Source organism: Microbacterium sp. bgisy203, assembly GCF_965345155.1.
In the GTDB taxonomy this organism is placed as follows: Bacteria; Actinomycetota; Actinomycetes; order Actinomycetales; family Microbacteriaceae; genus Microbacterium.
Genome location: NZ_CBDRLZ010000010.1, coordinates 20,742 through 45,682 on the forward strand (window position 1 = coordinate 20,742; position 24,941 = coordinate 45,682).

At 70.3% G+C, this 24,941-nt stretch carries 23 protein-coding genes; 17 read left to right on the forward strand and 6 right to left on the reverse strand.

Going from position 1 to position 24,941, the window contains the following annotated elements; translation table 11 throughout:
• Positions 1 to 14 precede the first annotated feature (14 nt).
• The 5 genes from ACRVYW_RS12800 (at position 15) to ACRVYW_RS12820 (ending at position 4,498) form a co-directional block, all read left to right on the forward strand.
• The gene (locus tag ACRVYW_RS12800) at positions 15 to 545 is read left to right on the forward strand and encodes a protein jag (protein ID WP_431805127.1); all 531 of its coding nucleotides are present in this window, start codon (positions 15 to 17) and stop codon (positions 543 to 545) included.
• Positions 546 to 587: 42 nt separating this feature from the next.
• Positions 588 to 1,211 (forward strand): 16S rRNA (guanine(527)-N(7))-methyltransferase RsmG, encoded by a 624-nt coding sequence (gene rsmG / locus ACRVYW_RS12805; RefSeq protein WP_431805128.1) that lies wholly within the window; start codon positions 588 to 590, stop codon positions 1,209 to 1,211.
• 868 nt (positions 1,212 to 2,079) lie between these two features.
• A complete protein-coding gene (locus ACRVYW_RS12810) occupies positions 2,080 to 3,015 on the forward strand; it encodes a ParA family protein (protein ID WP_431805179.1) in 936 nt (311 codons plus the stop codon).
• Positions 3,015 to 4,088, forward strand: coding sequence for a ParB/RepB/Spo0J family partition protein (locus tag ACRVYW_RS12815; RefSeq protein ID WP_431805129.1), 1,074 nt, complete (start codon positions 3,015 to 3,017; stop codon positions 4,086 to 4,088). The genes ACRVYW_RS12810 and ACRVYW_RS12815 overlap by 1 nt, the downstream gene beginning before the upstream one ends.
• Positions 4,089 to 4,138: 50 nt before the next feature.
• On the forward strand, positions 4,139 to 4,498 hold the full coding sequence (locus tag ACRVYW_RS12820; RefSeq protein ID WP_431805130.1) for a tryptophan synthase subunit alpha: 360 nt from the start codon (positions 4,139 to 4,141) through the stop codon (positions 4,496 to 4,498).
• Between the two features lie 35 nt (positions 4,499 to 4,533).
• Here ACRVYW_RS12820 and trxA read toward each other — a convergent pair whose 3' ends face one another.
• The 3 genes from trxA to ACRVYW_RS12835 all read right to left on the reverse strand — a co-directional run bounded on the left by trxA (position 4,534) and on the right by ACRVYW_RS12835 (position 8,221).
• Entirely contained in the window at positions 4,534 to 4,857 is a 324-nt protein-coding gene (gene trxA, locus ACRVYW_RS12825) for a thioredoxin (RefSeq protein ID WP_431805131.1), read from the reverse strand.
• Positions 4,858 to 4,942: 85 nt separating this feature from the next.
• Positions 4,943 to 5,941 carry a thioredoxin-disulfide reductase gene (gene trxB, locus ACRVYW_RS12830; protein WP_431805132.1) on the reverse strand — a complete coding sequence of 333 codons (999 nt, stop codon included), beginning with the start codon at positions 5,939 to 5,941 and terminating at the stop codon, positions 4,943 to 4,945.
• 93 nt (positions 5,942 to 6,034) lie between these two features.
• The gene (locus ACRVYW_RS12835; RefSeq protein ID WP_431805133.1) at positions 6,035 to 8,221 is read right to left on the reverse strand and encodes a DUF6049 family protein; all 2,187 of its coding nucleotides are present in this window, start codon (positions 8,219 to 8,221) and stop codon (positions 6,035 to 6,037) included.
• A 120-nt stretch (positions 8,222 to 8,341) separates the two neighbouring features.
• Here ACRVYW_RS12835 and ACRVYW_RS12840 point away from each other — a divergent pair, with 120 nt between their 5' ends.
• Entirely contained in the window at positions 8,342 to 9,934 is a 1,593-nt protein-coding gene (locus ACRVYW_RS12840; RefSeq protein WP_431805134.1) for a DUF7059 domain-containing protein, read from the forward strand.
• A gap of 96 nt (positions 9,935 to 10,030) precedes the next feature.
• On the forward strand, positions 10,031 to 11,473 hold the full coding sequence (locus tag ACRVYW_RS12845) for a CCA tRNA nucleotidyltransferase (RefSeq protein ID WP_431805135.1): 1,443 nt from the start codon (positions 10,031 to 10,033) through the stop codon (positions 11,471 to 11,473).
• Here ACRVYW_RS12845 and ACRVYW_RS12850 read toward each other — a convergent pair.
• A complete protein-coding gene (locus ACRVYW_RS12850; protein WP_431805136.1) occupies positions 11,377 to 12,222 on the reverse strand; it encodes a siderophore-interacting protein in 846 nt (281 codons plus the stop codon). The genes ACRVYW_RS12845 and ACRVYW_RS12850 overlap by 97 nt on opposite strands.
• Before the next feature lie 9 nt (positions 12,223 to 12,231).
• Positions 12,232 to 13,227 (reverse strand): ABC transporter substrate-binding protein, encoded by a 996-nt coding sequence (locus tag ACRVYW_RS12855; RefSeq protein WP_431805137.1) that lies wholly within the window; start codon positions 13,225 to 13,227, stop codon positions 12,232 to 12,234.
• A 123-nt stretch (positions 13,228 to 13,350) separates the two neighbouring features.
• Here ACRVYW_RS12855 and ACRVYW_RS12860 point away from each other — a divergent pair, with 123 nt between their 5' ends.
• The 8 genes from ACRVYW_RS12860 (at position 13,351) to ACRVYW_RS12895 (ending at position 23,313) form a co-directional block, all read left to right on the forward strand.
• Complete coding sequence (locus tag ACRVYW_RS12860) at positions 13,351 to 14,421, forward strand: FecCD family ABC transporter permease (RefSeq protein ID WP_431805138.1); 1,071 nt, start codon at positions 13,351 to 13,353, stop codon at positions 14,419 to 14,421.
• Entirely contained in the window at positions 14,418 to 15,521 is a 1,104-nt protein-coding gene (locus ACRVYW_RS12865; protein ID WP_431805139.1) for a FecCD family ABC transporter permease, read from the forward strand. The genes ACRVYW_RS12860 and ACRVYW_RS12865 overlap by 4 nt, the downstream gene beginning before the upstream one ends.
• Positions 15,522 to 15,612: 91 nt before the next feature.
• Positions 15,613 to 16,323 carry an ABC transporter ATP-binding protein gene (locus ACRVYW_RS12870; protein ID WP_431805140.1) on the forward strand — a complete coding sequence of 237 codons (711 nt, stop codon included), beginning with the start codon at positions 15,613 to 15,615 and terminating at the stop codon, positions 16,321 to 16,323.
• 37 nt (positions 16,324 to 16,360) lie between these two features.
• Positions 16,361 to 17,707 (forward strand): GAF domain-containing protein, encoded by a 1,347-nt coding sequence (locus ACRVYW_RS12875; protein WP_431805141.1) that lies wholly within the window; start codon positions 16,361 to 16,363, stop codon positions 17,705 to 17,707.
• Positions 17,708 to 17,783: 76 nt separating this feature from the next.
• Complete coding sequence (gene malQ, locus ACRVYW_RS12880; RefSeq protein WP_431805142.1) at positions 17,784 to 19,940, forward strand: 4-alpha-glucanotransferase; 2,157 nt, start codon at positions 17,784 to 17,786, stop codon at positions 19,938 to 19,940.
• A gap of 92 nt (positions 19,941 to 20,032) precedes the next feature.
• On the forward strand, positions 20,033 to 21,217 hold the full coding sequence (locus tag ACRVYW_RS12885) for a Fic family protein (protein ID WP_431805143.1): 1,185 nt from the start codon (positions 20,033 to 20,035) through the stop codon (positions 21,215 to 21,217).
• Between the two features lie 135 nt (positions 21,218 to 21,352).
• Positions 21,353 to 22,900 (forward strand): acetaldehyde dehydrogenase ExaC, encoded by a 1,548-nt coding sequence (gene exaC, locus ACRVYW_RS12890; protein WP_431805144.1) that lies wholly within the window; start codon positions 21,353 to 21,355, stop codon positions 22,898 to 22,900.
• Complete coding sequence (locus ACRVYW_RS12895) at positions 22,900 to 23,313, forward strand: DUF779 domain-containing protein (protein WP_431805145.1); 414 nt, start codon at positions 22,900 to 22,902, stop codon at positions 23,311 to 23,313. The genes exaC and ACRVYW_RS12895 overlap by 1 nt, the downstream gene beginning before the upstream one ends.
• Before the next feature lie 144 nt (positions 23,314 to 23,457).
• On the opposite strand, the gene ACRVYW_RS12900 is transcribed toward ACRVYW_RS12895, so the two are convergent.
• The gene (locus ACRVYW_RS12900; protein WP_431805146.1) at positions 23,458 to 24,057 is read right to left on the reverse strand and encodes a TetR/AcrR family transcriptional regulator; all 600 of its coding nucleotides are present in this window, start codon (positions 24,055 to 24,057) and stop codon (positions 23,458 to 23,460) included.
• A 93-nt stretch (positions 24,058 to 24,150) separates the two neighbouring features.
• Here ACRVYW_RS12900 and ACRVYW_RS12905 point away from each other — a divergent pair, with 93 nt between their 5' ends.
• Positions 24,151 to 24,720, forward strand: a complete 570-nt coding sequence (locus ACRVYW_RS12905) for an SDR family NAD(P)-dependent oxidoreductase (RefSeq protein WP_431805147.1) — start codon at positions 24,151 to 24,153, stop codon at positions 24,718 to 24,720.
• Positions 24,717 to 24,938 (forward strand): SDR family oxidoreductase, encoded by a 222-nt coding sequence (locus ACRVYW_RS12910; protein WP_431805180.1) that lies wholly within the window; start codon positions 24,717 to 24,719, stop codon positions 24,936 to 24,938. The genes ACRVYW_RS12905 and ACRVYW_RS12910 overlap by 4 nt, the downstream gene beginning before the upstream one ends.
• Positions 24,939 to 24,941 lie beyond the last annotated feature (3 nt).

A 24,941-nucleotide genomic window follows, 5' to 3' on the forward strand; every position in this document is an offset into this window, starting at 1 on the left:
CAGGTGAGACGAGAATGACGAACACGACGGATGACGTGACGACCGAGCGCGCCGATAGCGCACCGTCTGCTCGCGAGGGCGCGACGGTCGAGCAGCTCGAGCAGGAGGGCGACATCGCCGCCGACTACCTCGAGGGCCTGCTCGACATCGCCGATATCGACGGCGACCTCGAACTCGACGTCCGCGGCGGACGGGCGTACGTCTCGGTGGAGAATGAGGATGCCGACGCGCTGCGCCTGCTCTCGGATCCCGACACGGTCCAGGCCCTGCAGGAGCTGACCCGGATCGCCGTGCAGGCACAGACCGGACGGTTCTCGCGACTGATCCTCGATGTGGGCGGGTCGCGCGATGCGCGTCAGCGTCAGCTCGAGAAGCTCGTCGACCGCGCCGTGGCGCGTCTGGACGATGGGGCGTTCCAGGCATCCCTGCCGGCGATGTCGAGCTACGAGCGCAAGCTGGTGCACGACATCGTGGCCGATCGCGGACTCACGTCCGAGTCGTACGGCGAAGGCGCGGATCGCCACACGGTCATCCGCCGGGGCTGAACTCCGCGAGTGCGGTGTCTCACGTGAAACACAGTGGACGTGATGGTCGAGAGTGAGCCCGCCGAGGCATCGGTCGTCTTCGGTGACCGCCTCGAGCTGGCGCGCTCGTTCACGCAAGCGCTCGGGGCGCAGGGTGAGGAACGGGGGCTCATCGGGCCTCTCGAGCCTCCGCGGCTGTGGACGCGGCATGTATTGAACTCCGCCGTCACGGCTCCCCTGTTTCCGGCAGGTGCGCGGGCGGGTGACATCGGGTCGGGTGCCGGCTTACCGGGACTGGTGCTGGCGATCGCTCGCCCGGACGTCCAGTGGGTCCTGATCGAGCCGATGGAGCGCCGAGTCGCGTGGCTGCACGAGCAGAAGGATGCCTTGGGCCTCGACAACGTTGAGATCGTGCGCGGTCGAGGCGAGGAATGGACGCAGGGGCGCGTCCTCGATGCGGTGACGGCGCGGGCGGTGAGCGCGCTGAGGACGCTGATTCCGGTGACCGCGCCGCTGGTGCGCCCGGGTGGCGAGCTGATCCTCCTCAAGGGCGCGAACGCCGAGAATGAGATCGGTGCGGCCGAGAAGGCCATCCGCAAGTTCAAGCTGGCCGACGTGCGCGTGGAGACGGTCGGCGAAGGCGTGATCTCCGAGCCCACCCGCGTGATCCGCGCGACCGTGCGCTGACCCCACTCGCTCCCCGGAGACCGCGCCCCTCGGTGGTTGAGCAGCGGGCGCAACCCGCGTGTCGAGACCACGTGTCGTTTCACGTGAAACATCGACTGCGAGTGATCTCGATACACTGCGGAGTGCGCGGCACTCGATCACCGGCGTCGCCTCGTGCCGCAACGTTTCAGCGGTTGAGTAGGGGGCGTAGCCCCGCGTCGAGCCCACGTGCCGTTTCACGTGAAACATCCAGTCCGGGGTGATCGCGGCACGCCGCGGGCCGCGCGGCACTCGGTCACCGGTGGCGTGGATCGGTGGCTGAGTAGCGGGGAGGTCCCGCATGTCGAAACCACTTCGCAAGAATCGGCTTCTTCCACAACCCACTCGATCACGCCGTTGTTTACGGATGGTGCACACGAGCATCTCGTCCGGTTACACGACGTCGGCGAGGGCGCTGAATGCACGAAAAGACGTCGGCCCGTAAAGCTCGTCGAGTTCGAGGACTTCCCGAACGTTGGGGAGGCCTTCGCGCGCGAGAAGCAGGTGCAGGGATGCGGACGAATGAAGCGGCGAGCGTTGATCGAATACGCGGGACCGAGCTCCCTTGGGCGCGGATCTTGTGTTTCACGTGAAACACAAGACCTTGCGGGTGTGACTCGACACACCGCGCTAAGCGCGGTACTCGGTCAGAGAGAGGGTGGGAGATGCCGTGGTGGAAGGAGTTGAATCTTGCAAGCGACCCCAGCGTTTCACGTGAAACACCAAGCCGAGCCGCTCACTGAACCAGTGTCGTGTTTCACGTGAAACGCGGGACGGCCGCCGTGGTGGCGTCGGGCGTCAGAGGCCTCGACTACAGTGGAAAGGTCCCCCGGAAAGACAGGAGTGCATGGTGCCGGAATCGGAGAACGCGACCACTTCCGCACCCTTCTCCATCGATGACAGCCCCATCGCACGCGAACTGGCTGACCTCACGTCGCGCCGCAAGGCGTTGGATGCCGTGTCGCTGGATTTCGACGGGACGAGCACGCGTGTCCTTACGATTTCGAACCAGAAGGGCGGCGTTGGCAAGACCACGACGACCGTCAACGTCGCCGCCGCGCTCGCCTCGCTGGGCGCTCGCGTCCTGGTGATCGACCTCGACCCGCAGGGCAACGCCTCCACCGCGCTCGGCGTCCCCCACACCGCGGACACCCCGAGTGTCTACGACGTCCTCATCGACGAGTTCCCTCTCGCCGACATCATCCAGACCAGCCCGGAATCGCCCAACCTCCTGTGCGCGCCGAGCACCATCCACCTCGCCGGCGCCGAGATCGAACTCGTTTCGCAGGTCGCCCGTGAACACCGCCTGCGCACAGCCCTCGAGGAGTACCTCGCGGCATCCGACGACCATCTCGACTTCGTGCTGATCGACTGCCCGCCCTCACTCGGGCTACTCACGATCAACGCGTTCACCGCGGCGGGCGAGCTGATGATCCCGATCCAGTGCGAGTACTACGCGCTGGAGGGCCTCAGCCAGCTGCTCGGCAGCATCCGGATGATCCAGAAGCACTTGAACCCCACGCTGCACCTGTCGACGATCCTGCTGACGATGTACGACGGCCGCACGCGCCTCGCCCAGCAGGTCGCCGAGGAGGTCCGCAATCACTTCCCCAACGAAGTGATGCGCACCGTCATCCCGCGCACCGTGCGTGTCTCAGAGGCACCGAGCTTCGGGCAGACGGTCATCGCGTACGACCCGCAGTCCGTCGGCGCGATCTCGTACCGCGAAGCCGCCGTCGAACTGGTGCAGCGCGAGCAGGCGAAGTCCAAGCAAGAGGAGAACTGATGGCGAAGCGAACGGGTCTGGGTCGGGGGATCGGCGCACTCATCCCGACGACCGAGAGTGCGGAGGCGCGCCCTGTCGACGTGTTCTTCCCCGGCACGTCCGCGAGAGCGGCGAAAGCTGCGAAGGAGGCCGACGCCGCCACAAAGGCGGAGGCCGTCGCTCCGACGGAAACCGTCACGCCCGATGACGCGGGGACGGCGGATGCCGAGGCCACGGCTGAGCCGGCGGCTCCGACTCCCGACGCGCAGACCCAGCTCGTCGCTGTGCCGGGCGCACGCCTGGTCCACATCGACCCCAACGAAATCGTCCCGAACCCGCGCCAGCCGCGCACGAACTTCGACGCCGACGAGCTCGCCGAGCTCGTGCACAGCGTGCGCGAGTTCGGTGTCCTCCAGCCGGTCGTCGTCCGCACCAACGAGGACGGCGCCTACGAGCTCATCATGGGGGAGCGCCGTACCCGCGCGTCGCGCGAAGCCGGCCTCACATCGATCCCCGCGATCGTCCGCGACACGGCCGACGAAGACCTCCTGCGCGACGCGCTGCTCGAGAACCTGCACCGCTCCGAGCTGAACCCCCTCGAAGAGGCCTCGGCCTACCTGCAGCTGCTCGAGGACTTCGGCATCACGCAGGAGCAGCTCGCGACGCGCATCGGTCGCTCGCGGCCCCAGATCAGCAACACCATCCGGCTGCTCAAACTGCCGGTCCCGGTGCAGCAGCGCGTCGCCGCGGGCGTGCTCAGCGCCGGTCACGCGCGGGCGATCCTCTCGCTCGACGACGAGAAGGCGATGCAGCGCCTCGCCGACAAGATCGTCAACGAGGATCTCTCCGTCCGCGCTGCCGAAGCGGCGGCGAAGTCGTCGGATGCCGGGAGCCGCACGACCGTCGCCCCGAAGGCCGGCGCGCGTCGGGCACATCTCGACGATGTCGCGGAGCGTCTCGGTGACCGCCTCAACACCAAGGTCAAGATCTCGCTCACCGCGAGAAAAGGCCAGATCAACATCGATTTCGCCACGATCCAGGATCTCAACCGCATTCTTGGTGAACTCGGCGAGACGGAGTACGGCGCGGTCTGACCGGCCGCCGACTCGAGCCCACCGGACAATCCTCCACGTAGGCTGGAACGGTGACCGACCAGCCCCTCGCCCCGCGCCGCGCCAGCCTCGAGCTGCTGCGCGCCGAGGCATCCGATGAGCTGTCGGTGCTGGTCGAAGAGCGCCTCCGCGACGGCGAAGACCCGTGGGACTTCATGGAAGACCTGCCGTCGGTGGACGAGCTGGTCGTGCTGACGCTCCGTGCCGAGAACATCATCGGTGACGGCGGAAAGCGGCCAAGTGCCACGAGGAACTATCGCGTGCTACGCCAGATCGCACTGGAGTATCCGGCGCTCACGCGCGCGGTGTGGCGGCTGCTCGGCAGCGAACCGCACCGCACCTGGTCGGCGCCGATGGACCCGGATGCCCCGGCGCGTGCCGAGGCATCCTGAGCCCGCTCACCTGAGAGTCAGGTGATGTACGCCGGTCAGGCGATGTAGGTCGCGAGGTCCTGCTCGAGAGCGAACTTCGGCTTCGCGCCGATGATCGTCTTCTCGACCTGACCCTTGTTGAACACCTTCATCGCGGGGATCGACGTGATCTGGTACTGCATGGCGAGGTTCGGGTTCTCGTCGACGTTGAGCTTGAGAACCGTGATCTTGTCGCTGTTCTCCGACTGGATCTCGTCGAGGATGGGTCCGACCATGCGGCACGGACCGCACCACGCGGCCCAGAAGTCCACCAGGACGGGCCCTTCGGCGTCGATGACGTCCTGCTGCCAGGTGCTTTCGCTCGTGGCCTTGGCGGTCATGTCCTTCTCCTTACGTTTCCGACGCGGATGCGTCAGGGTGTGGAACGCGGCGTGCGCGGTGATTGTTCCGCCGCACAGAAGAGCCTCAGGCTGCTCCGGTGAGCGCATCGGCGTCGGTGAGGCCGTCGATCTCGCTCGCGTCGCGTTCGGGCGCTCCCGCGTCGCCGCGCGCCGCGAGGAAGTGCTCGACGTCGAGGGCCGCCGTCGTGCCGCTGCCGGCGGCGGTGACGGCCTGCCGGTAGGTGGGATCGATGACGTCACCGGCGGCGAAGACGCCCGGCACCGAGGTGCGTGACGAACGTCCGTCGACCCAGACGGTGCCGTGGGAGGTGAGGTCGAGCTGGCCGTGCACGAGGTGCGTGCGCGGGTCGTTGCCGATCGCGACGAATACCCCGGTGAGCGCCAGTTCCCGCGTCGACCCGTCGACGGTGTCGCGGAGGACCACGCCCGTGACGGCGTCGACGCCGAGGATGTCGATGATCTCGCTGTTCCAGACGAACTCGATCTTGTCGTTCGCGAGCGCACGCTCCTGCATGATCTTCGAGGCACGCAGTTCGTCGCGGCGGTGGATGACGTACACCTTCGAGGCGAACTTCGTGAGGAAGGTCGCCTCCTCCATCGCGGAGTCGCCGCCGCCGACGACCGCGATCTGCTGCTCGCGGAAGAAGAAGCCATCGCACGTCGCGCAGTACGAGACGCCGTGACCGGAGAGACGCTGCTCGCCCTCGATGCCGATCTTGCGGGGTGCGGAGCCGGTGGCGAACACGACGGCCTCGGCCTCGTGGACCGCGCCGCTGCCGAGCGTGACCTTCTTGATGTCGCCGGAGAGGTCGAGCGCGGTCACGTCGTCGTAGAGCACCTCTGTGCCGAACTTGCGCGCCTGCTCCTCCATGCGCGCCATGAGGTCGGGACCCATGATGCCCTCGGGGAAGCCCGGGAAGTTCTCGACCTCGGTGGTGTTCATCAGCTCGCCGCCGGCCTCGACGGAGCTGGCGATGAGCAGCGGCGTGAGATTCGCCCGCGCCGCATAGATCGCGGCCGTGTATCCGGCCGGCCCGGAGCCGATGATGATGACCTGTCGCACGTCGCTACCCTTCGTCTGCGGTGCCCATGAATCGGGCCCCAGTGCGTTTCGCACTGTGCGTTCAACACATGGTAACCGCGCCGCATTCCGCGATCACCCTGCCTCGCCGCTCGCCTCCTGCGCTTCGGCGCGGCGCGCTCGACGGCGCTTGCGGACGGTGCGGACGATGCCCACGATGATCAGCCCGCCGACAAGCACGGCCATGACCGCGATGCCGACCGACTCCCACTCGGCGCGTACGGCGACGTGCACCGTGACCGGGTCGCCGATCGCGACCTGGGTGGGGCTCCGCAGCTGCAGCCCGAGCGTCGCTTCGCCGCTCCCGACGCGCGCCTCGACGGGCACGCCGATGCGCGTGTTCTGCAGAGGACCGGCCTGCACCGGGGTCGCGTACTGCACGACCAGTCGCGGGTCGTCGTTGGAGGTGAGCAGCGTCAGCGTGACGGGCCAGGGCAGCTCGTTGCGCACGGTGAAGGTCAGCGGCGCGCTCGTCGTGGCGAAGGTGATGTCGCTCTGAGGGATGAGCGCGACCGAGCCGAGCGTGGCCGTCGTCTGCTCTCGATGCGCGTCGACGGCGACCTCCCATTGCGTGGGCCGGTCACGCCACCCCGCCGCGAGCAGCTGGAGGATCTCGGCGCGCTCGGGAGAGGTCAGCACCGCCGGATCGGTGAGGATCGACGAGAAGGCGCCGATCTCCGCCTCGCCGGTGAGGAGGCTCTGCGCCGTCGCAGCGCGGTCGGCATCCACCGGCACATCGACCAGCGAGACGGGCTCGGGCGTGCCCGCGGTGAGCGCCGTGAGGTCGGTCGCGGTGCGTCCGGCGAGCCCGGATGCCGTGACGATCGTGTCGCGAAGCCCCGCCGCCGAGCGGGTCGTCGCGCGATCGACGACGACGAGGAGGGCGGCGTCCGGTGCGGCGCCGGCATCGAGCGCGGCGTGGGCGGATGCCGCCGCGAGCGCACCGGCGCGCTCGACGGGCGCGTCGGTGAGGGAGGCGCGGGCGAGCGCCGCCGAGGTCGCGGCGTCGTAGACGAGGAGCGGCGCGCCCGCGGCATCCGCCCACGCCCCGCCCGTCACGGCGCCGGGTGCGGAATCGATCGAAGTAGAGTCGACGAGCGTCAGCGGGGCGGTGCCGTCTGGCGTCGGCGGCGCCGCGAGGGTCGAGACCTCGCGGGAGCCGGCGGAGCCCGTCGCCGGCCAGAACACCGTGCCGATGGTCGGTCCGATGTCGGTGAGCTCGGCGAGGCTGGGGAGCGCGGGCGCGTCGGGCGACGTCGTCGAGGTGGGGGACGGCGACGCCGCCGCGGTCGGTGACGCTGTGGGTGACGTCGTGGGCGATTCGGACGGCGTGGGCGACGCCGTCGGAGTGGGGGTGCGCGTGAAATCGGATGTCGACATGAACGGCGTCAGGTCGGTGACGGTCAGCGGGGCGGTGAGACCGGCCGCCACCTGGGTTGCCAGGTCGGCGTCGGCGAACTGCAGCGCGAAGCGCGTATTGGGCAGCGTCAGGAGGTCGTCGAGCCACGTCGACGCAACGGGGGGAGCGGAGGAGCCGAGCACACGGATGGCGGCGACGATCGCCGGGTCGACGGCGAGGACGACCGCGGTTCCGGTGAGCGCGTCGAGCTGGACGCGCAGGTCGCCGCCCGGTCCCGTGAGGTCGGTGAGCTCGTCGGAGCTGAGGAGCCCCCCCGCGGCCGGCTCGGCGACGATCGGAACGACGACGCTGAGCGCGCCGCCGCCCGTGTCGCCCGGCACGACGAGAACGCTGACCGCGGCCGACTCGGAGGGCTGGTCGGCGAGCCAGGCGCGCAGCGGGTAGACGCCGGGTGCGAGCCCGGCGACGGTCGCGGGGTCGAGCTCGACCGCGGCGGTGACCTTGCCTCGGGCCGGAGCGCTCGGAACCTCCAGGGTGCCGAGGGGTGATTCGGTGCGGGCCGGATCGGCGTCGGTGCTCGCAAGCCAGGCGGACACCGCGTCGTGCGTGGACAACGCCGTCGCCGACGTCGCAAGCTCGACGGTCACGGTTGAGGTGGGTTCGTCGCTGGTGTTCTGCGCCGACAATCGCACCGTGAGCGGCTGGTCCGCGCGGACCACTCCATCGCCGCCGACAGCGACCGACAGGGTCGACGGCTGCGCGACGGACACCGCCGCGGGGACAGCGGCGGCCGGGGCCGGCGTGAGCAGCAGGGCCGCGGCGAGTATCGACGCGGCGCGCGCCGTCCACCGGGCCGCGGAACGGCGGGCGCGGCGTGCGGCGGCAGGAGCGATGGAGGTCATGGCGGGGGTCGAATCCTGTGCGAACCGGGCCGCACGATCAGGTGCGATTCTAGGGTGGGGTGTCTGTGGGCCTGCCGCAGGCGCACCGCCTCTCACGACTCCAGACCCCGGCGAGCACTCATGATGACCGACCCGATCCCCGACCCGAACCCCGACGCGGCGTTGACAGCCGCGTTACGCGCCGACCTCTTCGACGCCGGCTACACCGCCGACGCCGTGCGCGGCGCCTGGGGCCCCCTCGCCGACGAAGCGGTCGGACACGGCCTGCACGGCCCCGCCCTCGCCGCCCTCGCAGCCCAGCCCGAAACTCCTTCGGCGACGCTCGCGCGTCTCTTGTTTCTGGGCGCGCCCACGCCTCGGGCATCCGTCGACACAGCGCTCCCCCGAACGCGCGCTTCGGGGCTCGTGGCCCTGGGGCTCGCGAGGATCCACGGAGAGACCGTGCAGCCCGCCGCGCTCGTACGACCCCAGGACTTCACCGACACCGACGACGCCGCCGCCGACGCCGACCCGAGCGGGTCGAGCGCGGGCGAGTGGTGGATCGCGAGCGACCTCGATGAGGCGGCCCTCGGCGGACCTCTGCCCACGGGTCATGTGCTCGGGGTCGGTGGCGCCTCGCTGACGCTCGCGGGTCTGCAGCTGCCGACTCCGGCGGGGCGTGTTCTCGACGTCGGCACGGGCTGCGGCATCCAAGCGCTGCGAGCGCGACGGGTCGCCCGCGACGTCGTCGCGACCGATGTCTCGCCGCGCGCTCTCGCATTCACGCGGCTGAACGCGCTCCTGAACGACGTCGATGGCATCGAGACGCGTCTCGGGAGCCTCTTCGACCCGGTGCGCGGCGAGCTCTTCGACCGCGTCGTCTCGAACCCGCCGTTCGTGATCACGCCGCGCGTCGCGGGTGTGCCGGCGTACGAATACCGGGATGCCGGGTTTGCGGGCGACGACCTGGTCGCCGCCTTCGTCACCGGCGTCGGCGAGGTGCTCGCGCCCGGCGGCACCGCGCAACTGCTCGGCAATTGGGAGTATCACGCAGGTTCCGACGGCCTCGATCGCGTGCGCGAGTGGGTGGATGCCTCGCCCGTGCCGCTCGACGCCTGGGTGATCGAGCGCGAGCTGCTCGATCCGCTGGCCTACGCCGAGCTGTGGGTGCGGGACGGTGGGACAGCGCCGGGTGCCTCGAGTGCCGCGGGGACACCCGGCTACGCCGACCTGGTCGGCGCGTGGCTCGACGACTTGGCCGCGCGGGGCGTCACCGCGGTCGGGTTCGGCTATCTGGTGTTGCGGCGCGCGGCGTCCGGGATGCCCACTCTGCGGCGGTTCGAGCGCGTGCCCCAGCCCCTCGGCGATGGATCGCTCGGCGGCCACCTCGCCGAGGCGCTCGCGGCATCGGACGCGCTCGCCGCCCTCAACGACGCCGCCCTCGCGTCCTGCGTGCTCGAGGTCGCGGGCGACGTCACCGAGGCGCGGCACCACCTGCCGGGCGCCGAAGACCCCTCGGTGCTGGAGCTCAGGCAGGGCGGCGCGCTGGCCCGGACGATCGAGGTCGATCCCGCCCTCGCGGCGCTTGTCGGGGCGTCGGACGGCGACCTGCCGGTCGGCGTGCTGATCGACGCGATCGCCGACCTGCTCGACGTGGATGCCGGAGCGTTACGCGCCGACCTCCTGCCGCGCGTGCGGGAGCTGCTGTTCACCGGGTTCCTGCGCTTCGCCTGACGCTGCAGTCCCACCGGACGCCGCAGTCCCACCGGACACCGCCGGCCCCGCCGACCCCCGCCGGCCCCGCCGACCCTCGCCGGTAGGCTGGAAACCATGCTCAACATGGCCGAAGGCCTCGACCGACTGGGGTCGCTCGCGACCTCGCCGATCATGGCGCGGCTGGGAGCGGCGTTCGCCGAGGCGGGCTTCGAGATCGCGATCGTCGGGGGGCCGGTCCGCGACGCGCTGCTCGGCCGCACGACCAACGACCTCGACCTCACCACGAACGCGCGTCCCGACGACATCCTCCGCATCGTGAAGCCCCTCGCGACCGCGACGTGGGACATCGGGCGGGCGTTCGGGACGATCGGGGCGAAGATCCCGGGACCGTCGGGAACCGCCGAGCAGGTCGAGATCACGACGTACCGCGCCGACAGCTACGACGGCGTGACCCGCAAGCCTACCGTCGAGTTCGGCGACGCGCTCGACGCCGACCTCGTCCGCCGTGACTTCACCGTCAACGCGATGGCCCTGCGCCTGCCGCTGCCCGCCCTGGTCGACCCGACCGGCGGGGTCGAAGACCTCGTTTCCGGCACCCTCCGCACGCCGTCCGACCCCGACGTGAGCTTCGGCGACGATCCGCTGCGCATGCTCCGCGCGGCGCGGTTCGCGGCGCAGCTCGGGTTCGACGTCGCCCCCGACACCCTCGAGGCGATGGCGCGGCTGCGGGAGTCGATCCGGATCGTCAGCCCCGAGCGGGTGCAGGCCGAGCTCGTCAAGCTCCTCGCGTGCGACGACGCGGCCCGCGGCATCCGGATTCTCGTCGACACGGGACTCATGGGCGAGATCGTCCCCGAGATCCCCGCGCTCCGCCTCGAGATCGACGAGCACCACCACCACAAAGACGTCTACGAGCACTCGCTGACGGTCCTCCAGCAGACGATCGACCTCGAGCACGCGCGGCACCCGGGCGCCGCGCCCGACGTGACGCTCCGCCTCGCCGCGCTGCTGCACGACATCGGCAAGCCCGCGACGCGGAAGCTGGAACCGGGCGGTGGGGTGAGCTTCCACCACCACGATCTCAAGGGCGCGCGCCTGGCCCGCAAGCGCCTGCAGGCCCTGCGCTTCGACTCCGACACGATCTCGTCGGTGAGCCAGCTCGTCGAACAGCATCTCCGGTTCTTCGGCTATTCCGAGGGCGCGTGGACCGACTCCGCGGTGCGGCGGTACGTGCGGGATGCCGGGGACGAGCTCGAGCGTCTGCACATCCTCACCCGCGCCGACGTGACGACGCGCAACCGCCGCAAGGCCGCGCGCCTGTCGGCCGCGTACGACGACATCGAGCGGCGCATCGCCGACCTCGCCGCTCAGGAGGAGCTCGACGCGATGCGTCCCGAGCTCGACGGCAACCGGATTCAGGAGGTCCTCGGCATCCCGCCCGGGCGCGAGGTGGGCGAGGCCTACCGGTTCCTCCTCGATCTGCGCCTCGACGAGGGCGTCCTCGGGCCGGATGCCGCGGAAGAGCGCCTGCGCGCCTGGTGGGCGGCTCGGGGCTGAGAGCCCGGACCCGCCCACCAGGGCCGCGTCAGTGGTCGATCTTCAAGAGGTGCTTGAGCGCGTGCGCGATGCCGTGGTGCTCCATCTCGTCGCCGGCGGCGCCTCGGCGCCAGTACCCCGTGACGTCGAACTGGTGCTTGTCGAGGCCGGTCGGCGCGGTGCAGCCACCGCACCTCGACCCCCTCGGGCGCGTCGAGAGGCTGCTCCTCGGCGGCGTTCTGCACCTCGATGACCGCGTATCCGCGGGTCGAGCGCGGTAGCTCCGCGACCCGACGGGCGATGGCAGGCAGAGCCGTCTCGTCGCCGAAGTACGCCTGCCACGTGAACTCGTCGGGGATGTGGATGCCGCGGGGCGGACCCGCGACGGGGATCCGCGACCCGATCGGCGCCTGCTGCGCCCACGTCGAGGCGAGCCCCACGGTGTGCACGACGACGTCGATGTCGACCTCGCCGGCACCCGGATCGTAGCGGCGCACCGTGTAGTCGCGGGTCGGAGGCAGCGGACGCGGCCAGTCGATCACGTCGCCGTTCTGCGTCGGGACGTTCAGCTCGCCCGTCTCAGGGTCGGGGAAGATGAGCTTGATGTGCTCGTCAGCGATGTGGCTCTCGAACCCGACGTGCTCCGGGCCGCCGAGAGTGACCCGGAGCATGAGCGGCGTGACGAGCTCGCGCCGCAGCAGCGTGAGCTCGCGGATGCGGATGGGGAAACCGCGTAGCTCCGCCTGCGGGCGGTCGGTGATGTCTGTCATGGGAGAACCTCACTCCCCTGCGAACGCCTGGGCGGCCGCTTCGAGGTCGTCGACCATGGCATCCGCGCCGGCGAACGTGTAGATGACGGACCCGCGCAGCGGGTACAGGTGACCCTCCGTCACTGCGGGGAGCTCGGCGAAGGCCGGTTCGTCGAGCAGCGCCTGCACGTCGGGCGACACCGACCCGTCAAGCGCGGCGGAGTGGAAGAGGATCTTCTGGTCGGCGAGGCTCGGGAGGTTCTCGAGGCTCAGCTGCGTGACGTAGCGCTCGGGGTTGTCGGTGTACACCGGGTTGTAGGTGAACCCTGCGGCGACGAGACGGCGGTACGACAGCGACTTGCTCGTGTCGACGAGCACTGATCCCTGCATGGCGCTGAGTGACGTCGTCAGCGCGCCGTCGAGGGCGTCGCCGTAGGTGCTCTGGATGTCGGCGAGGCGGGCGTCGAGCTCGGCGACCTTCTTGTCGAAGTCGGTCGAACGTCCGACGAGGGCCGCGACCGTCTCGTAGTTGTCCCACACGTCGGTCGGCTCGGCGACCTTCAGGATGCGGACGGGGTACAGCTCGCCGATCGACTCGTAGTCGATGCCGAGACCGCCGTTGTCCATGCCGATGACGAGGTCTGGGTCGAGGTCGATGATCTTCTCGATGTCGACGCCTTCGAAGCTGCCGACGGTCGGCACGTCCTGCGCGGACTCCCACTGCTCGGGGGTGAGCTCGGTCTCGCGGATCTCGTCATCGAGCGTCCCGACCGGGATCACGCCGATGTCGACGAGTTCGGCGCCGGTACGCCACAGGGCGACGACGCGCGTCGGCGAGGCCGGCAGGTCGCCGGCCTCGAAGAAGAAGTCGGCGTCGACCTCGGGCGCGGTCGTCGCTGCGGTGGTGCCCGTCTCGGCCGGGTCGGACGATCCGGAGCATGCCGTGAGGAGGAGAGCGGTGGCGGCGGCCGCGGCGGCGAGCGTCGCGAGGCGACGGGCGCGGCGGCCGGGGAGGGCGAGGGACATGGGGACTCCGATCGCAGAAAGGGGAGGCGGTGCGCCGAGTGGCGCTTTCACTTAGGGTAGCCTAACCTTAAAGACTGCTGAGAACCCGGCGTCATCGACCGCCGCCTCCGCACGAGACGACCCATGACCACCTCGACGCTGACCCCCGCGACCGACGTCGGCACTCTCCCCGCACGCCGGCGTCACCGGCGACGCCGCGATGCGGTCGCGGTCGCGATCGCCGTGATCGCCGTCTTCGCGGCGTTCGCCGTGAGTCTCATGGTCGGGAGCAACGCGATCGCGCCGGGCGATGTGCTCGCCGCGCTCTTCGGCGGGGCGGCGACCCCGGAAGCGACGGTCATCCTCACCCAGCGCCTTCCACGCACCGTCCTGGGCCTCGCGGTGGGTCTCGCCCTCGGCGCGGCGGGCGCGCTCATGCAGGGCCACACCCGCAATCCTCTCGCCGAACCGGGCCTGTTCGGCGTCAATTCCGGCGCGGCGCTCGGCGTCGTCGTGCTGACCTTCGCGTTCGACCGCTCGGGACCTCTCGAGATCGTCGGTGCCGCGCTCGTGGGCGCCGCTGCCGCGACGATCGTCGTGGTGTCGCTCGCGTGGGGAGGCGGCCCGGACGGGCGAACGGATGCCTCGCCGCTGACCCTCACCGTCGCTGGCGCGGCGCTCGGTGCGGTGCTCACCGCGCTGACGACCGCCGTCGTGCTCCTCGATCGGCAGTCGCTCGATGTCGTGCGCTACTGGGCCGTGGGGTCGCTCTCGGGCAGACCGACCGAAGCGGTCCCCCTCGTCCTCGCGCTCATCGCGGTCGGGCTGGTGCTCGCGCTCGTCAACGCACCGGGGGTGACGGCGCTCGGCCTCGGCGACGACGTGGCGCGGAGCCTCGGCAACAACGTCGCCGCCGTCCGCATCGTGGGCGTCGTCGCGATTACCGTCCTCGCCGCGGCAGCGACCGCCGTCTGCGGTCCGATCGCGTTCCTCGGGATCGCCGCGCCCTGGGCCGTCCGGTGGGTGTCTGGGCCGCGCTACGGGGTGCTGGTGCCGCTCGCGGCGCTCGCGGGGGGCGTGATCCTGCTCCTCTCCGATGTCTTAGGCCGCATCTCGACACGCGATGGCGAACTTCCCGTCGGTCTCGTCGTCGCGATCGTCGCCGCGCCGGTGATGATCGCGATCGTGACGCGCAAGAAGGGCGCGACGCTGTGAGCACGGTCGGCGATGTGGGTCGGGCCGAGGGGATGCGCGGCGCGTCGCTGCGCGTCGACCGCGTCGTCCTGGGTCGCACGGGACTGGTTGCAGGGGGCGTCGGCATCCGTCTGCGGCGCCGCTACGCGTTCGCCTTCGCAGGATGCCTCGTCGCGCTCGCTCTCGTCACGCTCGTCGCCGCGACGGCCGGCACGCTGTGGATCCCCCTCGACCGCGTGTTCGACGTCGTCGCGGGGGGCGGTGATCGCGTCGACCGGATCGTCGTGGGGCGCCGCCTCGCTCGGGAGACGACCGGCCTCGTCGTCGGGTTCGCGCTCGGCATGGCGGGCGGCATCACGCAGTCGATCACGCGCAATCCGCTCGCCAGCCCCGACATCCTCGGTGTCACGAGCGGCGCGAGCGTCTTCGCCGTGATCGCGTTCGTCGTGCCGCTCCCCGGCCTCGCGGGCATCGTGTCGGTGCCGCTCGCCGCCCTCGTCGGCGGACTGGTGGTGACGGCGATCGTCGTGGCGCTCGCGTCGCGGGGTGGTCTCGACCCGCTGCGGCTGGTGCTCGTCGGCGTCGGCATCACGGCGATCTGCGGCGCGCTGACGCAGTGGCTGCTGATGGTCGCCGACGTCGAGTGGGCGGCCGTCGCGATGCGCTGGCTCGCCGGTTCGCTCGGGAGTTCGTCGTGGACCGACGTCCTGATGGTGCTGCCGGTCTGCGTCGGAGCGATCGTCGTGACGGCGATCGTGGCGCCGGGCCTCGCGGCACTGCGCCTCGGACCCGACCAGGCGCGCTCGCTCGGAGTGCGCGTCGGCGCGACCCAGGGCGTGCTGCTCTTCGTCGCCGTCGCGCTCGTGGCGGTCGCGATCGCCGCGGCGGGGCCGATCGGGTTCGTCGCGTTCGTCGCCCCTCAGATCGCGATGCGTCTGTTCGGCACGCCCGGACCGCCCGTTCTCGCGGCGGGGGTGCTGGGCGCCGTCCTCGTGACGGCCGCAGACCTCGTGGCGCATCACCTGCCCGTCGAGCTCCCCGTGGGCGTCGTCACCTCGATCTTCGGAGGAATCGTGCTTCTCGTCCTGCTGGTTCGGATCATCCGCGAGGCACGCGCATGAGTGGAGGCGCCATCGTCCTCGACACGGTCAGCGTCGGATACGACCGCCGCACGGTGGTCGCGACGCGAGCTTCGAAGCCCGCCCCGGCGAGGTGACGTGCATCATCGGCCCGAACGGCAGCGGCAAGTCGACGCTGCTGCGCGCGATCGGCGGGCTCAGTCGCCCCCTCGCGGGCCAGGTGCGCCTCGATGGGGACGACATCTCGACGATCGCCCCGAAGGCCCTCGCGCGGCGTCTCGCGATGCTCCCGCAGACCGCGGTCGCGCCCGAGGGGCTGACCGTGGGCGACCTCGTCGCACGAGGACGCCAGCCGTATCAGCCGTGGTACCGGCAGTGGTCGCATGAGGACGAAGAGCACGTTCAGGCGGCGATGGAGCGGATGGACGTCGCCGCCCTCGCCGGCCGCCCGCTCGACGAGCTGTCCGGTGGGCAGCGCCAGCGCGCCTGGATCGCGATGTGCCTCGCGCAGGACACGCCGGTGCTCGTGCTCGACGAGCCGACCACACATCTCGACATCGCGCACTCGGTGCAGATCCTGGAGATCGTGCACGCGCTCGCGCACGAGTCGGGCCGGACGGTCCTGATGGTGCTCCACGACCTGAGCATGGCGGCGCGCTACAGCGATGCGGCCGTCGTCGTGGCCGGAGGTCGTGTCTCAGCGACGGGCGCGCCGGGCGAGATCGTGACGACGGAGCTTCTTCGCGACGCGTTCGGACTGGATGCTCGGGTCTACCCCGACCCCGTCGACGGTGTGCCGACGATCGCCCCGCGCAGACTGCCGCGATCGCCGTCCGCGACCTAGACTTGCCGCACGCTCCTCATCGTCGAACGGAGTCGCCGTGCCCTCGTCGTGGTCGTCTCGTCGCGAGGTCTCACCCGAGACGTCGCGTCTTCTCATCGAGCGCGCGCACGAGGAGTTCGTCGGCGGCAATCAGGCCGACCCGAGGCTGAGCCAGATCCGGAGCCTCGTGCAGGACTCGTGGCGACGCTCGCTGGCCCACCTCGGCGGTGCCGACGGATCGCCGCCGATCGATCTGACCGAGGACGAGCTCGAGGCGTATCGCAGCGCCCACCCGCTCGCCGGGGCGATGGACATGATCCGCGCGCTTCTGCTGCCGGAGACGGATGCCGGGGTGGTGGTCGCCGTCGGCGACGCCGCCGGTCGTCTGCTGTGGGTCGAGGGAGACCGGAACGTCCGCGCGCTGACCGGCGACATGGGCTTCGTCGCCGGGGCGAACTGGTCGGAGGAAGCCGTCGGCACGTCGGCGCCGGGAACCGCGCTCACCCTGGGCCGGTCGGTGCAGATCCACGGCGCGGAGCACTTCAACCGGTTCGTGCAGCCGTGGTCGTGCACCGCGGCGCCCGTCCACGACCCCGAAACGCGGCGCCTGCTCGGCGTCATCGACGTCACCGGCGGAATCGAGGCCGCCACTCCGCAGGCGCAATTGCTGGTGGATGCCACGGCACGCGCGGTCGAGGGCGAACTGCTCGTCGCGCGCCTGCGGGCCCGCGCGGCGACCGCCCCGATTCCGGTGCGCCGGGGCGCGGGGCGTGGTGTCGGGCGTGGAGCTGCGGCATCCAGTCCACCCGAGACGGCGACCCTTCGGGTGCTGGGCCGTGACCGGGCTCTCCTCGACACGACGAGCGCCGGCACGACCTCGGTCGCGGAGATCTCGGCCCGCCACGCCGAAATCCTCCTCATGCTCGCAGTCCACCGCCAGGGGCTGTCGGCCGAGCGCCTCACCGAGCTCGTCTACGGCGCCGGTGCGGGCGAGGGCGCGCTCCGCCCCGAGATGGTGCGCCTGCGGAAGGTGCTCGAGCGGCTCGCGCCTCAGCTCATCCCAGCCTCGCGCCCCTACCGGCTGACCGCGGATCTGGACACCGACGCGCACCAGGTGATCTCGCTGCTCGACCGCGGCGCCCACCGCGTCGCGCTCGCCGCCTACCGCGGCCCCGCGCTGCCCGACTCGGTCGCCCCGGGCGTCGAGGAGTTCCGCGACACGATCCGGCTCGCGCTGCGCGAGGCGCTGCTGAGCGAGGCATCCGTCGACGTTCTTCTCGCCTACGCCGACACGGAAGACGGTGCGGAGGATGCCGAGGTGCTCCGCCTCGCCCTCGAGATGCTGCCCGCACGCTCGCCCCGCCGCGCGGGCCTGGTCGCACGCCTCGACGCGCTCGAGCGCTGAGGCGCTCGCGCGCCGCCCTCCTGCGCGGCCTGCGCCTGGCAGGATGGCGAGCACGGACTCTCCCACGGAGGCAGCCATGACCGACGACGCACCCACCCCCGACCTCATCGCGCTCGCCGAGGCCCACGGCGTCGCGACGTCGTACTGGTCGTTCTTCGGCGACCGGGTGACCGTCCCGGCATCCACCCTCCGCGCCGTGCTGCGGGCCATGTCGGTGGAGGTGGAGACGGATGCCGAGATCAGCGCCGCTCTCGCCGCCGCGGAAGATGCGCCGTGGCGCGAGCTTCTTCCGCCGTCGTTCGTGTCGCGCATCGGCGCGCGGAACCTCCTCGTCCACGTCGCCGACGGGCACGACGTGCGCGTCTCGCTGACGCTGGAGGACGGATCGTCGCGCGAGGTCTGGATCCCCGATCAGCAGCCGCAGTCGCGAGAGGTCGACGGCGTCCGCCGGTGGCGCGTCGAGGTGCCGGTGCCGGGCGACGTGCCGCTCGGGTGGCATACGGTCCACGCCGTCGAGACCGCGTTCGGCGGTGACAGCCAGAGCGCGGAGCCGAGCCGCACGGCATCCGTCCCCTTCGTCGTCACCCCCGAGCGCCTTCCGAAGCCGCCGACGCGGCCGGGCCGCGGTCGCGGGTGGGGGCTCATGGCACAGCTGTACTCGGTGCGCTCGCGCTCGTCGTGGGGCATGGGCGACTTCGCCGACCTCGGCGATCTCGCCGCGATCGCGGGAGATCAGGGCGCCGACTTCCTGCTGGTGAACCCGATCCACGCGGCCGAGGTGACGAGCCCGATCGAGGCGTCGCCGTATCGGCCCGCGAACCGGCGCTTCCTCGCGCCGCTCTATGTGCGTCCCGAGGACATCCGCGAGGTCGCTTACCTGACCCCGACCGAGCGGGCGGTCGTCGAGGCCGCGCGGGCGCCGGTCGCCGCGTCCGATGACGACCCGACCCGCATCGACCGCGACGGCGTGTGGGCCGCCAAGCGCGCCGCCCTCGACGCGATCTTCACGGCTCCCCTCTCGCCCGGCCGCCGGATCGAGCTCGACGCGTTCGCCTCCCGCGAGGGGAAGGCGCTCGAGGACTTCGCCCTCTGGTGCGCGCTCGAAGAGCACTACGCCGGCGTCGCACCCGAGGATCGCCCCGCCGAGGCGTGGGACATCCACTCGCCCCTCGTCGCCGAGCTGCGCGACGAGCTCTCGGGCCGCGTCGACTTCCACATCTGGCTGCAGTGGATCGCCGATCAGCAGGTCGCGCGCGCGCAGGCGGCCGCGAAGGCGTCGGGTATGGCGATCGGGATCATGCACGACCTCGCCGTGGGCGTCCACACGGAGGGTTCGGATGCCTGGTCGCTCCGCGACCTGTACGCGCAGGGCATGTCGGTCGGTGCCCCGCCGGACATGTACAACCAGCAGGGGCAGACCTGGGATCAGCCGCCGTTCCTGCCGCACGCGCTCGCGGAGGTCGGCTACGGTCCGGTCCGCGACATGGTGCGCGCGCTCCTCCGGCACGCGGGGGCGCTGCGGATCGACCACGTCATCGGGCTCTTCCGGCTCTGGTGGATCCCCGCGGGGCTCTCGCCCGCCGCGGGAACGTACGTCCGCTACGACCACGAGGCGATGATCGGGGTGCTGACCCTCGAGGCGCAGCGAGCGGGGGCGGTGCTCATCGGCGAGGACCTCGGCAACGTCGAGCCGTGGGTGCGCGACTACCTGTCCGACCGCGGCATCCTCGGCACGTCCGTGCTGTGGTTCGAGCGCGAGGGCGACGGTTTCCGCCCGCCCGAGCAGTACCGGCAGGCGCTGCTCGCGACGGTCAACACGCACGACCTCCCGCCGACGGCGGGGTATCTCGCCGACGAGCATGTCGCGCTCCGCGCGCGGCTCGGGCTGCTCACCCGCCCCGTCGAAGAGGAGGTCGCCGACGCCGACGCCGAACGCGCCGCGATGCTCTCCCTCCTCCGCGAGCGCGGACTCATCGGTGAGAACCCGACGGAAGAGGACGTGATCGAGGCTCTGAACGTCCTCATCACGGCATCCCCCTCGGAGCTGCTCGGTGTCGCGCTGGTGGATGCCGTCGGCGAGCGGCGCACGCAGAACCAGCCGGGAACCGACAAGGAGTACCCGAACTGGCAGATCCCGCTCGCGGACGGGGACGGGCAGGCGGTGCTCCTCGACGACCTCGCGGAGAACGAGCGGTTCCTGCGACTGACCCGGGCGGTGGACTCGCATCTCTGACGTCGATGACGGAAACCGGACGACGGCTTTGCGCGACAAGAACGCATGCATAGCAACTAAACCGCCGTTATTGTTGCATTGTGGACCTCACAATGTTCGACACGCGATCTCCGGGATCCCTTGTGCCTATCCAGGGCACGCATCCCACGCTGGGCGCGTGGGCGTACTCCGCCTTCGTTCCCGATCCCCTCGCGGGCGACGCCCCGAGCCTGTCCGGCTCGACATACCTGGCCGTCGGGAACGCGCGAGCCGCGCTCGCGGCCCTGGACAGCACCACGCGTCAGCTGCCGAACCCGACGCTGCTTCGCTCGCCCACGCTTCGTCAGGAAGCGCAGAGTACTTCTGAGCTGGAAGGGACCTACTCACCGTTGCGCGACGTGCTCACCGCGGACGAGGACGACCCCGACACCGCGGAACTTGTGGAGGTCCTCAACTACGTGCGCATGGCCAACGCCGGCTTCGATGCCATCGCGAGAGGTCAGGGGCTCTCTCCCGCCTTTCTCAGCGAGTTGCAGGGAGTGCTCATGCGCGGCTCACCTCTTCATGCGGTCTCGGGTCGGCTGAGGGACACGCAGGTCGTGATCGGGGTGAGGTCGGACGCCGACCTCACCGGCATGCCGATCGAAGCGGCGCGCTTCGTTCCCGCACCCCCCGGCATCGCCCTCGAGACCGGGGTGTCGGACCTCATCGCCTGGATGCGCGCCGATCACTCCGATCGGATAGACCCCGTCGTCGCTGCGGCGATGTCCCACTACCAGTTCGAAACGCTACATCCCTTTCGTGACGGCAACGGTCGGCTGGGGCGCTATCTGATCGTCGTGCAACTGCTGACGAGCGGGGTGCTCTCCGAGCCCACCCTCACGGTCTCGCCGTGGTTTGAAGCGCGGCGCGCCGAGTACTACGACCGCCTGCTCCGTGTGAGCGCCGCCGGCGACTGGGACGGGTTCGTATCGTTCTTTGCGGAAGGCCTCCGAAGTGCCGCTGATCTGACCCGCCGGCAGATGGTCGCCCTCGTCGCTGTGCAAGGTGAACTCAAAGACAGGTTGCGCGGGGCTGGTGTTCGCGCCGAAACCACGCATGCGGTGGTGGACTTCGCCATCGCGAACCCGTCCTTCACTGTGCGCTCGGTCGAGCGCGCGCTCGGCCTCTCCTATCAGCGGGCGAACAAGATCATCCGGCAACTCGTCGAGCTCGACATACTCATGGAGCTGGATCCGACGGCCTATCGCAGGCGCTTCGTCGCCCCGCGTGTGATCGACCTCTTGACGGCCCGATAGACCCGGGCGGTGGATTCGCACCTCTGACGCACGGGCGACGCGCGCAACCGAATGCAACGTTGCGGTGCGTACAGTCTCCGGCATCCGAAACCGCGGCGACGGAAGCCGCGGAATCATGCGTCGAAGGAGACCACCATGACCATCGTCGAAGAAGGCGTCTCGAGCGTCTACGCCGCCCCGGGCCAGCGCGGAGCGCTCGCCGAGTACCGCTCGCGGTACGGCCACTACATCGGGGGCGAGTTCGTCGACCCCGTGAAGGGTCAGTACTTCGAGGACATCACCCCGATCACCGGCAAGCCGTTCACCGAGGTCGGCCGCGGCACCTCCGAAGACATCGACCGGGCCGTCGACGTCGCCTGGAAGGCGTTCGAGTCGTGGAAGAAGACGACGCCCGCCGAGCGCGCCAACATCCTCAACAAGATCGCCGACCGCATGGAGGCGAACCTCGAGTCGATCGCGGTCGCGGAGACGTGGGAGAACGGCAAGCCGATCCGCGAGACGCTCGCCGCCGACATCCCGCTCGCGATCGACCACTTCCGCTACTTCGCGGGCGTGCTCCGCGCGCAGGAAGGGTCGCTGAGCCAGATCGACGAGGACACCGTCGCGTACCACTTCCACGAGCCGCTGGGCGTCGTCGGCCAGATCATCCCGTGGAACTTCCCGATCCTCATGGCCACGTGGAAGCTCGCCCCGGCGCTCGCCGCGGGCAACTGCGTCGTGCTCAAGCCCGCGGAGCAGACCCCGGCATCCATCCTGTTCCTGTTCGAGATCATCGGCGACCTGCTGCCGGCGGGCGTCGTGAACATCGTCAACGGCTTCGGCATCGAGGCGGGCGCGCCGCTCGCGCAGCACAAGGGCATCCGCAAGGTGGCCTTCACCGGTGAGACGACGACCGGCCGGCTCATCATGCAGTACGCGTCGCAGAACCTCATCCCCGTGACGCTCGAGCTCGGCGGCAAGAGCGCGAACATCTTCTTCGAGGATGTCGCGCGGCAGAAGGATGCCTACTACGACAAGGCGCTCGAGGGCTTCACCTTCTTCGCGCTCAACCAGGGCGAGGTGTGCACCTGCCCGTCGCGCGCGCTGATCCAGCGGTCGATCTACGACCAGTTCCTCGGTGACGGCCTCGACCGCGTGTCGAAGATCGTGCAGGGGAACCCGCTCGACCCGGCCACGATGATCGGTGCGCAAGCCTCGAACGATCAGCTCGAGAAGATCCTCAGCTACATCGAGATCGGCAAGGCGGAGGGCGCGAAGCTCCTCGCCGGCGGCGAGCGGGTCGACCTCGGCGGCGAGCTGAGCGGCGGCTATTACGTGGCGCCGACGGTCTTCGAGGGGCAGAACTCCATGCGCATCTTCCAGGAGGAGATCTTCGGGCCGGTCGTCTCGGTCACCTCGTTCGACGACTTCGACGACGCGATCTCGACCGCCAACGACACCCTGTACGGCCTCGGGGCCGGAGTCTGGAGCCGCTCGGCCGACACGATGTACCGCGCGGGCCGCGGCATCGAGGCGGGACGCGTCTGGACGAACACCTACCACCAGTACCCCGCGCACGCGGCGTTCGGTGGGTACAAGCAGTCGGGCATCGGTCGCGAGAACCACCTGAAGATGCTCGACCACTACCAGCAGACGAAGAACCTGCTCGTGTCCTACGCCGAAGGCGCGATGGGCTTCTTCTGATGCACGACACACTCAGCAGGGTCGCCGTCACCGACGCGGCGGCGGCCCTGCTGCGCCAGCTGACGGGGCAGCACGGGAAGCTGATGTTCCATCAGTCGGGGGGATGCTGCGACGGCAGCGCCCCGATGTGCTTCCCCGTCGGGATGTTTCTGACCGGTCCCTCCGACGTGAAGCTCGGCGAGCTCGACGTGGGCCTCGACGACCCCATCGAGGTCTTCATCTCGGCGGCGCAGTTCGAGTACTGGAAGTACACGCACCTCACGATCGACGTCGTGCCGGGGCGTGGTGCCGGGTTCAGCGTGGAGGGCCCGACGGGGAACCGCTTCATCATCCGCAGCCGCATGCTGACGGATGCCGAGCTCGACGCGTTCGGGCTGGCATCCGCGCCGGGATCCGGCGAGTCTGCGCCCTGACACCTCACGGAGACAGGCGATCTCACCGAGACAGGACCAGGCGGCCCAGAACGACCTTCCTTCGTGAGATCGCCTGTGTTGGTGAGGTGAGAAGGAACTCGCCGCGCGTGGAGTTGTTCTGCCGCCCTGCGGGACGGACGTGCGTCACGGATCCTCCGGAGCGAGCCACAGCTGGGGGGAAGCCGCGAGGACGATCTCGACGGCACGGTCCACATCCGTCGCTCCCGTGCGTAGCCACTCCTCGACGGCGCCGATCGTCCCCGCCGCGGCGTAGGCCACGGCCATGCTCACCGCGACGGGGTCGCCTGCGATCTCGCTCGGCACGAGCTCGGGGCGGCGCGCCAGGAGATCGGTGAGGCCCGCACGGAGGGATCGATCGAGCCAGTGCCGGACGGGGGCGATCAGGAGCGGGTTCATGGCGTGGCGATAGACCAGGGCCCGATCGGCGACGTGTGTGAGCAGCGCACGCTCGGCGACTCCGACCGGCTCCGTGGGGGGCACGCGAGCCAGGGCGGCCTCGAGCTCCTCTCCGAGGGCTGCCGCGAGCAGGTCGGCGACCGAGGGCGCATGCCGGTAGAACGTCTCGCGAGTGACGCCGGCGCGGCGGCAGAGCTCGGCGACGGTGATGTCGGCGACGGGACGCGCGGCGGCGAGCTCGAGGGCTGCGGCACGCAGGAGCGTCCTTGAGCGTACGAACCGGGCATCCATACCGGGACTGTAGTGGACTCCGGATTTATCTGACATGTGTCCGATAACAGGAGTAGGCTGAGAGTGCGGCGCCGACCGCGGCGCCGGTCACGGATCGACGCCACAGTGGCGCCGGAAAGGGGTTGTGTCATGGCTCGTTTCGAGGGAAAGGTCGCGGTCGTCACCGGCGGCGTGTCCGGCATCGGCGCGGCGATCACGCGTCGACTGGTCGACGAGGGCGCGAGCGTGTTCGTCGCCGACATCAACGCCGACGCCGTCGCCGCCGCGCCGGAGACGTTCGGCCCCGCAGTCGAGGGAATGGTCACCGACATCACCGACGAGGCCGCGATGGAGGCGCTCTTCGCCGCCGCCGTCGAGAAGTTCGGCACCATCGATGTCGTCTTCAATGTCGCGGGCGGCTCGAAGGCGGGCCCGATCATCGAGACCGACCTCGCCACGTGGGACTTCAACATCAGGCTCAACCTGTACGGCGCCTTCCTCGGCACCAAGCTCGGTGCGAAGCAGTTCCTCTCGGAGAAGAAGACGGGCAGCATCGTCAACATCGCCTCGCTCAACTCACAGGTGCCCATGTTCGGCGGCGCCGGCTACTCCACCGCGAAGGCAGGCGTCGTGATGCTCACCCGCAACGCCGCCCTGGAACTTGCGGCCGAGGGTATCCGCGTGAACGCGGTTTCCCCCGGACTCGTCTCGCCCCTCTGACGGGCGGCCTCGTTCAGGTTCCGGGTGTGATGGATGCCTACCTCGAGCGCATCCCGGCCGGACGCCCTGCCGCGCCCGAGGAGATCGCGGCCGTCGCGCTCTTCCTCGCCTCGGACGACGCGTCCTACGTCAACGGCGAGAACATCCTCGTCGACGGTGCGTGGAACACGAGTGGCTACCCCGACCTGCGCAAGGCGCTCGCGGCGCTGCAGGGATGAGTG

Bases quoted from the DNA above. Each gene is read 5' to 3' on its own strand.
- ACRVYW_RS12800 (WP_431805127.1), top strand. From the start codon at position 15: ATGACGAACACGACGGATGACGTGACGACCGAGCGCGCCGATAGCGCA.
- rsmG (WP_431805128.1), top strand. From the start codon at position 588: ATGGTCGAGAGTGAGCCCGCCGAGGCATCGGTCGTCTTCGGTGACCGC.
- ACRVYW_RS12815 (WP_431805129.1), top strand. From the start codon at position 3,015: ATGGCGAAGCGAACGGGTCTGGGTCGGGGGATCGGCGCACTCATCCCG.
- trxA (WP_431805131.1), bottom strand. From the start codon at position 4,857: ATGACCGCCAAGGCCACGAGCGAAAGCACCTGGCAGCAGGACGTCATC.
- ACRVYW_RS12835 (WP_431805133.1), bottom strand. From the start codon at position 8,221: ATGACCTCCATCGCTCCTGCCGCCGCACGCCGCGCCCGCCGTTCCGCG.
- ACRVYW_RS12840 (WP_431805134.1), top strand. From the start codon at position 8,342: ATGATGACCGACCCGATCCCCGACCCGAACCCCGACGCGGCGTTGACA.
- ACRVYW_RS12845 (WP_431805135.1), top strand. From the start codon at position 10,031: ATGCTCAACATGGCCGAAGGCCTCGACCGACTGGGGTCGCTCGCGACC.
- ACRVYW_RS12850 (WP_431805136.1), bottom strand. From the start codon at position 12,222: ATGACAGACATCACCGACCGCCCGCAGGCGGAGCTACGCGGTTTCCCC.
- ACRVYW_RS12855 (WP_431805137.1), bottom strand. From the start codon at position 13,227: ATGTCCCTCGCCCTCCCCGGCCGCCGCGCCCGTCGCCTCGCGACGCTC.
- ACRVYW_RS12860 (WP_431805138.1), top strand. From the start codon at position 13,351: ATGACCACCTCGACGCTGACCCCCGCGACCGACGTCGGCACTCTCCCC.
- malQ (WP_431805142.1), top strand. From the start codon at position 17,784: ATGACCGACGACGCACCCACCCCCGACCTCATCGCGCTCGCCGAGGCC.
- ACRVYW_RS12885 (WP_431805143.1), top strand. From the start codon at position 20,033: ATGTTCGACACGCGATCTCCGGGATCCCTTGTGCCTATCCAGGGCACG.
- exaC (WP_431805144.1), top strand. From the start codon at position 21,353: ATGACCATCGTCGAAGAAGGCGTCTCGAGCGTCTACGCCGCCCCGGGC.
- ACRVYW_RS12895 (WP_431805145.1), top strand. From the start codon at position 22,900: ATGCACGACACACTCAGCAGGGTCGCCGTCACCGACGCGGCGGCGGCC.
- ACRVYW_RS12900 (WP_431805146.1), bottom strand. From the start codon at position 24,057: ATGTCAGATAAATCCGGAGTCCACTACAGTCCCGGTATGGATGCCCGG.
- ACRVYW_RS12905 (WP_431805147.1), top strand. From the start codon at position 24,151: ATGGCTCGTTTCGAGGGAAAGGTCGCGGTCGTCACCGGCGGCGTGTCC.